The 11,634-nt window shown below is 70.5% G+C and carries 9 protein-coding genes; 4 read left to right on the forward strand and 5 right to left on the reverse strand.

All coding sequences use genetic code 11. The features are described from left to right. Positions 1–69: 69 nt before the first annotated feature. Positions 70–909, reverse strand: a complete 840-nt coding sequence (locus QYS60_RS22970; protein WP_289380712.1) for a crotonase/enoyl-CoA hydratase family protein — start codon at positions 907–909, stop codon at positions 70–72. A gap of 77 nt (positions 910–986) precedes the next feature. Here QYS60_RS22970 and QYS60_RS22975 point away from each other — a divergent pair, with 77 nt between their 5' ends. From QYS60_RS22975 to QYS60_RS22985, 3 genes are read left to right on the forward strand one after another with little or no spacing between them, the layout of a single operon-like run. Then, positions 987–2,642, forward strand: a complete 1,656-nt coding sequence (locus QYS60_RS22975) for an acyl-CoA synthetase (protein WP_371384348.1) — start codon at positions 987–989, stop codon at positions 2,640–2,642. An 11-nt stretch (positions 2,643–2,653) separates the two neighbouring features. Beyond that, the gene (locus tag QYS60_RS22980) at positions 2,654–3,766 is read left to right on the forward strand and encodes a nitronate monooxygenase family protein (protein WP_289380714.1); all 1,113 of its coding nucleotides are present in this window, start codon (positions 2,654–2,656) and stop codon (positions 3,764–3,766) included. Between the two features lie 10 nt (positions 3,767–3,776). Continuing rightward, positions 3,777–4,970 (forward strand): cytochrome P450, encoded by a 1,194-nt coding sequence (locus QYS60_RS22985; RefSeq protein ID WP_289380715.1) that lies wholly within the window; start codon positions 3,777–3,779, stop codon positions 4,968–4,970. Positions 4,971–4,981: 11 nt separating this feature from the next. Here QYS60_RS22985 and QYS60_RS22990 read toward each other — a convergent pair whose 3' ends face one another. Genes QYS60_RS22990 through QYS60_RS23000 form a run of 3 tightly spaced genes read right to left on the reverse strand, consistent with a single transcriptional unit; the run spans position 4,982 to position 9,350 of the window. Then, positions 4,982–7,549, reverse strand: a complete 2,568-nt coding sequence (locus tag QYS60_RS22990) for a multicopper oxidase domain-containing protein (RefSeq protein ID WP_289380716.1) — start codon at positions 7,547–7,549, stop codon at positions 4,982–4,984. Next, on the reverse strand, positions 7,546–8,637 hold the full coding sequence (locus QYS60_RS22995) for a hypothetical protein (RefSeq protein WP_289380717.1): 1,092 nt from the start codon (positions 8,635–8,637) through the stop codon (positions 7,546–7,548). The genes QYS60_RS22990 and QYS60_RS22995 overlap by 4 nt, the downstream gene beginning before the upstream one ends. Continuing rightward, positions 8,634–9,350, reverse strand: a complete 717-nt coding sequence (locus QYS60_RS23000; RefSeq protein ID WP_371384349.1) for a helix-turn-helix transcriptional regulator — start codon at positions 9,348–9,350, stop codon at positions 8,634–8,636. The genes QYS60_RS22995 and QYS60_RS23000 overlap by 4 nt, the downstream gene beginning before the upstream one ends. A 78-nt stretch (positions 9,351–9,428) precedes the next feature. On the opposite strand from QYS60_RS23000, the gene QYS60_RS23005 reads away from it, so the two are divergent. Further along, a complete protein-coding gene (locus QYS60_RS23005) occupies positions 9,429–9,980 on the forward strand; it encodes a hemerythrin domain-containing protein (RefSeq protein WP_289380718.1) in 552 nt (183 codons plus the stop codon). A gap of 30 nt (positions 9,981–10,010) precedes the next feature. Here the strand turns inward: QYS60_RS23005 and QYS60_RS23010 are convergent, their stop codons facing one another. After that, positions 10,011–11,633 (reverse strand): long-chain-fatty-acid--CoA ligase, encoded by a 1,623-nt coding sequence (locus QYS60_RS23010; RefSeq protein WP_371384350.1) that lies wholly within the window; start codon positions 11,631–11,633, stop codon positions 10,011–10,013. Between the last annotated feature and the right edge of the window lies 1 nt (position 11,634).

Here is an 11,634-nt window from a genome sequence, read left to right on the forward strand (position 1 = left end):
TCCAGTATCAACCGGACCGTTTCATCCTCACAGTGACATTCGGTCGGCGGGGGTGCGTGGTGAGGGGTGTCAGGCGCCGGTGAACTTCGGGGCCCGCTTCTCGGTGAAGGCGCGCGGGCCCTCCTTGGCGTCGGCGCTCTTGAAGACCTCGGCGCCGAGTTTCGCGTCGATCCTGAACGCCTCTTCCTCGTGCATGCCCTCGGTGTCGCGGATGGTCTTCAGGATGGCCTGGACGGCGAGGGGGCCGTTGGCGGCGATGGTGCCGGCGATCTCGAGGGCCTTGTCGAGTGCCCGACCGTCCGGGACGACGTGGCCGATCAGGCCGATCTCCTTCGCCTCGGGGGCCGTGACGTGCCGGCCGGTAAGCAGGATATCGGCGGCGATCGTGTAGGGGATCTGACGGACGAGCCGCACCGCCGAGCCGCCGAGCGGGAACAAGCCCCATTTGGCTTCGGAGACACCGAATTTCGCGCTCTCTCCGGCGACCCTGATGTCGGTGCCCTGGAGGATCTCGGTGCCGCCGGCGATGGCCGGTCCCTCCACCGCGGCGATCAGCGGTTTGGTGAGGCGGCGGCCCTTGAGCAGGGCGGGCAGCCTGGACAGGTCCCATCCTCCGCCGCCCCGCTCATCCTGCTCGAACTTGTCGCCCGGGGCGGACCGGTTCATCGCCTTGAGGTCGGCGCCCGCGCAGAACGCGCCGCCGGCGCCGGTCAGGACGGCCACCCGGATCTCCGGATCGTTGTCGACGCGGTCCCACGCCTCGGCCATGATGGCCATCATCTCGCCGGAGAGCGCGTTGCGCGCTTTGGGGCGGTTCATAGTGACGATCAGGACCGGTCCGCGCTGTTCGACGAGGCAGTGCGGAGCGTCTGCCGAAATGCCGGAAACTTCCGATGCGGTGGTGGACACTGAGGACTCCTGCGGGGTTGTGAACTGGATCTCATTCGGGTCTTGTCAGAAACGGTAACACGTTCTACTTTTGTGTCGTGGCCCTTAACATCGCAGACCTCGTAGAGCACGCAATCGACCTCGTCCCCGACCGCGTCGCGCTCGCGTCGGACGGACGTGAGGTCACCTACGCGCAGCTGGAGGAGCGCGCCAACCGGCTCGCCCACTATCTGCAGGAACAGGGCGTGCAGCCCGGTGACAAGGTGGGTATCTACTCCCGCAACACCATCGAAGCCATCGAGGCGATGGTCGCGGTGTTCAAGATCCGTGCCGTGATGGTGAACGTCAACTACCGGTACGTCGAGAACGAGTTGCAGTACATCTTCGACAACTCGGACATGGTCGCGCTCGTCCACGAGCGTCGCTACTCGGACAAGGTCGCCGCAGTCCTGCCGCACTGTCCGCAGATCCGTACCGTCGTCGTGGTCGACGACGGCACCGATCTCGACTACTCGGGCTACGGTGGCGTCGACTACGAGTCCGCCCTGGCGCAGGGTTCACCCGAGCGTGACTTCGGCGAACGCAGCGCCGACGACCTCTACATCCTCTACACCGGCGGCACCACCGGCAGCCCCAAGGGCGTGATGTGGCGCCAGGAGGACGTGTGGCGCGTGCTCGGCGGCGGAATCAACTTCATGACGGGCGAATACGTCGCCGACGAATGGGAACTCGCCAAGACCGGTGCCGCGGGTGCGCCGCTGGTCCGCTTCCCGATTCCCCCGCTCATCCACGGCGGTGCCCAGTGGGCGGTGCTGCAGTCGCTGTTCAGCGGCGGCAAGGTGATCATGCATCCCGAATTCGACGGCCACGAGGTGTGGCGGGTCATCGAGGAACACAAGGTCAACGTCATCTTCATCACCGGTGACGCGATGGGCCGCCCGATGCTCGACGCCCTCGAGAGCGGCCGTCCGGGAACCGGTGAGAAGTACGACCTGTCGTCGCTTTTCGCGATGGCGTCCAGCGCCGCCCTGTTCTCCCCTGCGCTGAAGGAGCGCTTCCTGGACCTGATGCCCAATACTGTCGTCACCGACTCGATCGGTTCGTCCGAGACCGGCTTCGGCGGACTCGGCATCGTCGCCAAGGGCCAGGCCCACACGGGTGGCCCCACCGTCAAGATCGACGCCTCCACGGCCGTGATCGACGACGACGGGAATCCGGTCGAGCCGGGATCCGGTCGGGTGGGTGTGCTCGCCCGCAAGGGCCACATCCCGATCGGCTACTACAAGGACGAGGTCAAGACCAAGGCGACCTTCCGCGAGTACCACGGCATCCGCTACTCCATCCCGGGCGACCACGCGCGGGTCGAGGCCGACGGCACCGTCACCATGCTCGGCCGCGGCTCGGTCTGCATCAACACCGGCGGCGAGAAGGTGTTCCCCGAAGAGGTCGAGGGCGCTCTGAAGGCTCACCCCGATGTGTTCGACGTCCTCGTCGTCGGCGTGCCGGACGAGCGCTGGGGGCAGCGCGTGTCCGCCGTGATCGCTCCCCGGCCCGGCGCCCGGCCGGCGCTGGCCGACCTCGTCGAGGTGGCCCGGACCCAGATCGCCAGCTACAAGATCCCGCGCAGTGTCTGGTACGTCGATGCCATCAAGCGCTCCCCGGCCGGCAAGCCCGACTACCGGTGGGCCAAGGAACAGACCGAGCAGCGCACAGCGGACGACCACTACACCAACGGCTCCGCTGCGGCGAGCTAGAAGGGACCGGGATGCACACCGATCTCAGCAGGAAATTCGGAATCCAGTACCCGATCTTCGGGTTCACCCCGTCCGAGCACGTCGCCGCCGCCATCAGCCGGGCCGGTGGTCTCGGCGTCCTCGGCTGCGTCCGGTTCAACAACCCGGCCGAACTCGACGACGTCCTCACATGGATGGACGAGAACACCGACGGCAAGCCCTACGGGGTCGACATCGTGATGCCCGCGAAGGTCCCCACCGAGGGTTCCGCCGTCGACCTCGACAAGCTCATCCCCGCCGAGCACCGTGCCTTCGTCGAGCGCACCCTCGCCGAACTCGGCGTGCCGCCGCTCGACGAGTCCGCCGAACACGCAGCCGGTGTCCTCGGATGGCTGCATTCGGTTGCCCGCTCGCACGTCGACGTCGCGCTCGGGCACCGGCCGGCCCTCATCGCCAACGCGCTCGGCTCCCCGCCGAAGGACGTGATCGACCTCGCCCACGAGAAGGGGGTGCCCGTCGCGGCGCTCGCCGGGGCGGTCGAACATGCCCGGCGGCACGTCGAGAACGGCGTGGACATCGTCATCGCCCAGGGCTACGAGGCGGGCGGTCACACCGGCGAGGTGGCGTCGATGGTGCTCTGGCCCGAAATCGTCGACGCCCTAGGTGATTCCGCGGCGGTCCTTGCCGCCGGCGGAGTCGGGTCCGGCCGGCAGATCGCCGCCGCGCTCGCGCTCGGGGCATCCGGGGTGTGGATGGGCTCGTACTGGCTGACCACCTCCGAATACAAGCTCGGCGCCGCCGCGGCCGGCCCGTCGTCGGTCCAGCGAGCGCTGCTCGGCGCGTCGTCGTCCGACACGGTGCGCTCGCGGATCTACTCGGGCAAGCCCGCCCGCCTGCTCAAGACCAAGTGGACCGAGGCATGGTCGAAGCCCGACGCGCCGTCGCCACTGCCGATGCCGTTGCAGAACCTGCTCGTGAGCGAAGCCCACCAGCGGATCGCCGCCGCGGACGACCCCGAGGTCGTCGCGATGCCCGTGGGGCAGATCGTCGGCCGGATGAACGAGATCCGGCCGGTGGCGGAGATCATGGCCGAGCTCGTCGAGGGGTACGAGCAGGCCGTCGACCGGCTGAACGCGGCCCGGTGACGGACCGGTGGTGACCGCCTACGATCCCTTCGATCCGCAGTTCCTGGCCGACCCCTACCCGGCCTACCGGACGCTGCGGGACGAGGATCCGGTGCACCACCACGTCGGCGCCCGGAACGGCATCCCGCCGTTCTGGGCGCTGTCCCGTTTCGAGGACGTCTGGAACGCGGTGCGCGACACCGACACCTACTCGTCCGCGCAGGGATTGACCTTCGTGCCCGACGAGATCGGGAAGCTGGGTCTCGCCCCGACGATCGTCATGCTCGACCCGCCGCGGCACGGACAGCTGCGTGGACTCGTCGCGAAGGGCTTCACGCCCCGACGCGTCGCGGCGCTCGAGGACTCGGTGCGCGGATTCGTCCGGGCGCTGCTGGATTCGTTCGCGGACCGGCGCGAGGTGGATCTGCATCGTGAGTTCTCCTCGCCCGTACCGACGTTCGTGCTGGCCGAGTTGCTCGGGGTGCCGGCAGCCGACCGGACGCGATTCGATCCGTGGGTCGCCGCCCTCACGGCGCTGCAGGACTCCGGGTTCGACCTGAACGCCATGAGCGCCCCCGATGCCGTCGCCGAGATGTTCGAGTACTTCGCCGGGTTGATCACCGAGCGCCGTCGCGCACCCGGCGACGACCTGATCAGCGCGTTGACCGAAGTCGAGTCCGACGGCGAACTGCTCACCGACTGGGAGATCCTCGGCTTCTGCTTCGTCCTGGTCGCCGGAGGCAACGACACCACCGGCAATCTGATCTCGCACGCGGTGATGCTGCTCGACACCGACCACCGTCAGCGCGCCCTCGTCGTCGACGAGCCCGCCCGGATCCCGGGGGCAGTCGTCGAGACGCTTCGCCTCGAGGGATCGGTGCAGGGACTGGCGCGGACCACCACGCGCGACGTCGAACTGCACGGCGTCACGATTCCAGCAGGGGAGAAGGTGATGATGCTCTACGGCGCGGCGAATCGGGACGAACGCGAATTCGGGGACACCGCAGAGCAGTTCGACATCACCCGCTCGATTCCGCGGCACCTCGGTTTCTCCAGCGGCCCCCACTTCTGCATCGGCTCACACCTGGCGAAGTTGCAGTCCCGGGTCGCCCTCGAGGAGTTGCTGGCCCGTTGTCCGCACGTGTCGGTCGATCCGGCATCGGGGGTGCGCCTGCAGTCGTCGTTCACGCGCGGATGGGTGAGCCTGCCCGCGCTGCTCGGGTAGGACCCGGCTGTTCACGGGTGCACCTCGACGACCCCGCGCGCACCACGTTCGGCATCGACCATCGCGTGCGAGACGAACGGGTATCGGCCCGCCTCGGGGAACTCGAGTTCGACGAACCCGCCCTGAGCCGGCGCGAGTCCCAACGTCTGCGCCCCTCCGGCACCCGGACGCAGACGGTAATCGCCCTCGGTCCAGACGGTGTCGAACTGCCCGCCCACGACATGGAACGCCGTGCCTCGGTTGGGTCCGGCCGCCATCACCCAGATCCGTACCCGCTCGCCGACGCGGGCGGGCAGCGGCACGTGGTCGTACTGGTTCGCGTAGCCGTTGAACACCACCAGATCCGGTGCCTCGGCGCCGATCTTGGCCGCGTCCGCCTCACCCGCCCCCGGACCGAGATACATCTCCGACTGCACCAGTACGTATTCGCGGTCCACCGGCGGGAGGTCCGGGGGATCGATGACGACGGCGCCGAACATCCCGTTCGCGATGTGCACGGACATCGGCATCGTGGCGCAGTGGTACAGCCAGATGCCGGCCCGCGTCGCGGTGAACCGGTAGACCAGCGACTGACCGGGATCGATGGTGCGCATCGGCCCGTCGGGGGCGAGCGCCCCGGCGTGGAAGTCGATCGAGTGCCCGATCGACCCGTCGTTGACCAGCGTGATCTCGAAGACGTCGCCGACCTTGCCGTGCAGGGTCGGGCCCGGCGCGGTACCGCCGAACGTCCACAGTCGCTGGGTGATTCCGGGGGCGACGGGACGCTCCGATTCGGTCACCGCCAGGGTGATGCGGTGCTCCGGTGTCGGCGCGGGTAGCGCCGGGTCGTGCGGGACGAAGTCCGGTTCCGGTTCCGCACCGAGACTGCGAGTGACGTCGGCGGCGGCGAGCGACGTACCGGCCGTCGCCGCAGCATGATCGGCGTGCGCGTCCGGTGCGTGCGCGCCGGTCGCGCGGATCCGGAGCGTCATGCCCATCTGCCGGTGGCCGGCGACCGAGCACCACCCGTCGACGTCGCTGCCGATCACACCGGCGTCGAGGGTGGCGGAATCGCCGGGAGCGAGGCGCTCGGTTCGGCTTCCGTCAGCCAGAACGAGGTCGTGCCGATCCGAACCGGAATTGGTGAGGGTGACGACGAGGCGGTTTCCGGCGGGAACGTCGATCACATCCGGGACGAACCGCATCCCTTCGATGCGGACCTGCGCTTGCGTGGTGACGCCCGTGACCTCGACCGCCTCCGCACGCACGGTGGAGATGCCTGCCGCCGCCGGGTCCGCCGCGACGCCCGCGGCTGCGGCCACCACGACGACACCGAGGCCCGCGGCGGCCACACCGAGACGGCGCCGGGCGGGGATCGGCTCGGGCCTGCCGAGCCGCGACGGCGTGCCCTTGGCCCGGCGTCCGGCCACCACCGCGCGCCCCGCGAGCGGAAGAAACGCGGCAAGGGCGACGAGAACCAGCATCGACGCCAGGACGCGCACCAGGCTCGGCACCGGGAGCACACACAGCACCAGGCCCCCGTTGGCCACCGCGACGCGCCACGCCGCGCCGCGTTCGAGTTCCACCGTTGCGGCCTGCACAGCCGCCCGCCCCCCGATGACCACCGGGAGCAGGTACGTCAGCGCCCCGAGCAGCACCTGGACGAGGAAGCCGGCGAGCAGGGTTCCGGTGGCCGTGCCGATGCGCCCAGCGGCGGCCGTCCAGCCGGGTGCGGTGGCCAGCGCGACCGCCACGTAGGCGGCGCTCACCAGGAACCAGGTCACCCCGGCGAGGACGGACATCGTCGCGAAGTCGGTGGGTGTGCGGCGACGGATCTCGGCGAGGTGCGGTTCGAGCACGTACACCGCGGCGGCGAGGTAGGTGAGTGCGCCCGCCGCCGCGAGTACGGTGCTGCCCATGATCGTCCCGGCCACCCCGGCGGCGAGCCCGGCGGCGAGAACGGGCAGACCGTGCCGCGCCGCCGTCTCCACCCGCGGCGCCACCCGGGTGCGCAGCATCGTCGGCCACAGGGTGACGAGGGTGCCGAGCACGGTCAGTCCCATCCACCCGAACAGATTGATTCCGGCATGCGCGACGACGAACCGCTCGTGCAGCGTCCCCGGCAGTGCGTCGTTCGCCATCGCGGCGCCGAGACCTGCCCCCAGCGGCAGCAGGGCGGATGCCACGATGTAGAAGCGGACGGTCTCTCCGAAGCGTGACGGGAGCGCGGTCCGTAGGTGCCGGACCAGGATCACGGCGTGTATCACGGCGATCGCCGCCACCGTGACGCTGCCGGCGAGCACCAGCGGCCACCAGCGGCCGAGCATGCCCGCGACGACCGCAATCGCGCCGGCGTTGAACACGACCAGCCGCAGTGCTTCGGGGCGACGGCTCGTCGCCGGTGGGCGGCGCAGCAGGGCGTCCGCGAAGTGCCGGCTCCAGACGAGGACGGCGTTGCTCGCCGCACCGAGTCCGAGCAGATGTACCAGCAGCCACCCGGACATCGGCACGAACCGATGGCCGAGCGCGACGACGACGAGCGCGGCGAACCACGCGAACACGACCGTCCCCGCACGCAGATGCCAGCCGCCGCGGCTCATGCCGGCACCTCCGTCCGCACCGGTCGCAGTGCCGAGCACGCGGCCACCGCGAGGAAGGCGAGCACCGCGACGATGTTCAGCACTCCGCCGACGGTGACGGCCCATCCGACACCGCGGACGTCCCCGACCGCCACGCGGAGCAGCAGCGAGGCGTGCAGCAGCACCGCGGGACCGTACATGGCGGGCCGGTACGGCAGGGGCCGTCGCACCACGGCCGGGAGAACGATCGGGGCGTGGGCGAAGATCATCGACAGCACGAAGCCGAGCGTCACCGCATGCACGACCGCGTCGTACCCGCCGCCCGCCCGCACCGGGCCGACGAGCAACCACGTCAGTCCCGCCGCAGCCAGCCACCAGTACCCGGCGAGCAGGCACACCGCCGTGAACCGGATCTGTCCGGCCGCGCGGACCGTGCGGCGGGCCACGTCGAACCGGGCCAGCCAGGCGACGAGGGCCAGCAGCGCGGCGCCGAACAGGGGATACCCCACGGACGGCCACAACAGGGAGGTGAGCGTACCGGCTACGACAGCCCCTGCGCTCGCCACCAGGAGCTGCTCCGCGTGCGTGCCGATCATTGCGACCCGCGCGAGTTCGAGGCGTTCCCCCGCGATCGTGAGCACGAGGAAGCCGGCGAACCACGGCAGCAGGTCGGGGACGGACACGCCGCCGAGCCACAGCAGCGCGCCGCCCGTCGCGAGGACCGCGCCGGCGGCTTGTGCCACCACCGCGACGTCCTCGGTGCGTCGCCACAGCGGCACGTACACCGCGACGAGCAGGGCGCTGCCGGCCACGAGGAGGCCGTCGGCGAGCCCTCGGGGGGCCGGGGTGACGAGCAACAGACCGCCGGCGCCCAGGCAGGTCGGTGCGGAGTACCCCCAGCGGCGTCCCAGTGCGACAGCACGTTCGAGGGCGACCACCGTGCCGACGAAGCCGAGCACCAGCACGACGCCGTGGACCTCGGGGAGTCGGTCGCTGTCGAGGGGAGCGGGCACACCGAGCAGCAGCAGTGCGGCGTCGAGGCCGGCGAGAAGGGCCACTCCGCCCGGAAGGAGCAGCAGCGCGCGTTTCGGAACGGGACGTTCGTTCACGGCTGTCGCCCGGAGGATCGTGCCGGGGCGGCGGGCGCGGGCAGGAAGAGCCGGCACGCGCCGGGTTCGGCGAAGGGCAGCAGATCCAGCCCCGGCCCGGTGGGAGCGCCGAGTTCGGCGAGGACGCCCTCGACGATGCCGAGGTGGACCTGGCACACGACCCTGGGGAAACGGCGGGCGGCGGCGAGCAGCGGGCACCGGCGGAGCGCGACGCCTCGGAGCGGTCCGTCGTCGACCGGGTCGAAGCCGAGGTCGGTGAGCACGGTCAGCACCGTCCGGTCCGGGTCGTCGGAGCCGCGGTGTTCGCGCACGAGCTCGCGGCCCCAGTCGGTGCCGGCCGCGCGGGCGTCGGACTCGGGAGTGGCACTGGTGCGGGCGAGATGTCCGGCGAGGGCGGTGGCGAGCCCGGCGTAGTCGGACGCGGAGGGGTCGGCGGCGGGTGCGGGCCGGTACCACCGCGCCGGCCGGCCGCGTCCCCGCGCGGGCTGCGGGCCGACGCTGTCGTGGACGAGCAGACCGAGTTCTACGAGGGCTTCGAGATGCTCGCGCACCGTGTTGGTGTGCAGGGCGAGACGCCCGGCGACATCGCCGACGCGCACGGGTGCGTGGGCGCGTACGTCGCCGAGGACGGTCGCGCGCTGGGCCGACAGCGGCGTCGGCGGAGCCGTCGTTGCCGCAGGTGCGGGCCCGAGAACCGGAGCACTATTTTCCACGGAAATCACTGTAGTAAATTGGGGGAAGAACAGCCAGGTTCGCCGGCCGCTCCGCTGCCGGAGGAAGGACGAGACGTCATGTCGATCGAGGAAGTCGTGATGGTGACCACCGAAGCCGATTCCGCCGCCGTCGCCGCGATCCGCACCCATCACGCGCAACTCGCAGCACGCGTCGCAGAGCTGACGGATGCACTGGTCGCCGCCGTCGCCGAGAATTCCGACACTGCGGCGGCCCGCGCGGACGCGGCCCGATTCCTTCGGGACGAGCTGCTGCCGCACGCGAGGGCCGAGGAAGCCACGCTGTACCCCGCGGCGGCCCGGGACGACGCGGCCCGGCTCCTCGTCGAATCGATGCTGGCCGAGCATCACGTCATCGGTGACCTGGTCGACCGTATCGAGAACGATCCCTCGCCGTTCGCTGCGGCCGCGGCCGGGTACGCCCTGCGGGTGATGTTCGACGCGCATCTGGCCAACGAGAACGACCGGATTCTGCCGGTGGTTGCGGCGGACCCGACCGTCTCACTTGCCGCCGTCACCGAGGGCATGCACGAACTGCTCGGCGACCACGACCTTCGGTCCGCCCAGCCGGGCGGATGCAGCGGTCACCGATGCGCGTGCGGCGAGGCCTGACCGCCGCGGGCCGGTGTGCCCTTTGGGCGGTCAGGACCGCCCAAAGGACACACCGCTGACGAGGTCGGGTGTCAGCAGTGAGAATTCGCGCTCACCGCGCGACCGAACCCACACCGGGTCGGCGCAGTTCCACCGTTCGGCGCTGAGCGTGCGGGTGAGCACCTTGAAGGTGGCCGTGCGCGGGAAGTCGGAGCACACCCGGATCAGCGTGGGCAGCTGTTTGGGGCCGAGATCGGGCTGCGCGTCGAGGAAGTCCGCGAACGCGACCGGATCGAACTCGTCGGTCGCGGTGGGGATGACGGCGACCATCACCCGATCGCCCACGTCCGCATCCGGGACCGCGTAGACCGAGACCTGCGCGAAGCCCGGGTAGCGGAGCAGGGCCCGCTCGATCGGAGCGGCGGCGATGTTCTCACCGTCGACGCGCATCCATCCGGAACTGCGACCGGCGAAGTAGACGAAGCCCTCGGCGTCGACGTAACCGAGATCGCCGCTGTGGTACCGGCCGTCGCGCATTCGCTCGGCATCGGCTTCCGGGTTCTTGTAATAGCCTGCGAACAGCCCGGACCCGGTGACGTTGACGAGTTCGCCGGTCGCGACGTCGGCGTTGAGGACGCGGCCGGCGGCGTCGAACTCGGCCACCGGGCAGGGGGATCCGGTGTCTGGGTCGAGAATCTGTACGCCCTCGGGCAGTCGGCCCAGCGCTCCGGGCGGGGCGTCGGGCGCCGCGGAGATCGAGATGCCGCCCTCGGTGGAGCCGAACCCGTCGACGACCGTCGCGCCGAACCGTCGCCGGAACGCGGCGATCGCGGGGGCCGTGCCCTCGTTGCCGTACATGATGCGCAGCGGGTTGTCCGCCTCGTCGGGTTCCTCCGGAGTGGCGACGATGTAGGACAACGGCTTTCCCACGTAGTTGGCGTAGGTGACCCCGAAGCGGCGTACGTCCGGCAGGAAACCGGAGGCGGAGAACCTGCGCCGCAGGGCGATCCCGGACCCGGCCGCCAGCGCCACCGCCCAGCCGGCCATCATCGCGTTGGAGTGGAACATCGGCATCGACACGTACACGACGTCGTGGGCGCCGAGACCGAACCGCTCGGCGAGCATCACGCCCGGCCCGGTGATCTTCTCGTGGGTGCAGCACACGGCCTTCGGGTCGCCGCTGGTGCCGGAGGTGAAGATCAGCATGAACAGGTCGGTCGGATCGACCGGCGGCGGTTCGACGGTGGCACCGGTGTGCGGGGCGAGCAGCGCGGACCACTCGGCGGAGTCGACGTCGATGACCCGCACCCCGCCGAGGTCGAGTCCGTCGAGCAGTCGCGCGTTCGCAGTCTCGGTGAACACCACCTGGCAGTCCGCGAGCGCGATGTCGCGGGCCAGGGCCTGCCCGCGGCGGGTGGTGTTCAGCCCGACCACCACCGACCCGGACAGTGCCGCGGCGCCGAGCAGCAGCGAGAACTCCGGCACGTTGTCCATGAGGATCCCGAAGTGCCGGGGTCTGCGCGGGTCGAGCAGGTGGTGCAGCAGCGCGGCCCGGTCGCGGCCGGCCTGCACGTGCCGGCGCCACGTCAGCGACGTGTTCTCGAACTGCAGGCCCCGGTCGTCGACGGTGGCGAGCCGCTCGAGGAGGGCGGTCACCGTGAGTGCGTCGGTCATG

This window comes from Rhodococcus sp. GXMU-t2271 (genome assembly GCF_041414735.1).
In the GTDB taxonomy this organism is placed as follows: domain Bacteria; phylum Actinomycetota; class Actinomycetes; order Mycobacteriales; family Mycobacteriaceae; genus Rhodococcus; species Rhodococcus indonesiensis.

Excerpts from the sequence above, each read along its gene's own strand:
- QYS60_RS22980 (WP_289380714.1), top strand. The coding sequence starts at position 2,654 with ATGCACACCGATCTCAGCAGGAAATTCGGAATCCAGTACCCGATCTTC.
- QYS60_RS23005 (WP_289380718.1), top strand. The coding sequence starts at position 9,429 with ATGTCGATCGAGGAAGTCGTGATGGTGACCACCGAAGCCGATTCCGCC.
- QYS60_RS23010 (WP_371384350.1), bottom strand. The coding sequence starts at position 11,633 with ATGACCGACGCACTCACGGTGACCGCCCTCCTCGAGCGGCTCGCCACC.
- QYS60_RS22990 (WP_289380716.1), bottom strand. The coding sequence starts at position 7,549 with ATGAGCCGCGGCGGCTGGCATCTGCGTGCGGGGACGGTCGTGTTCGCG.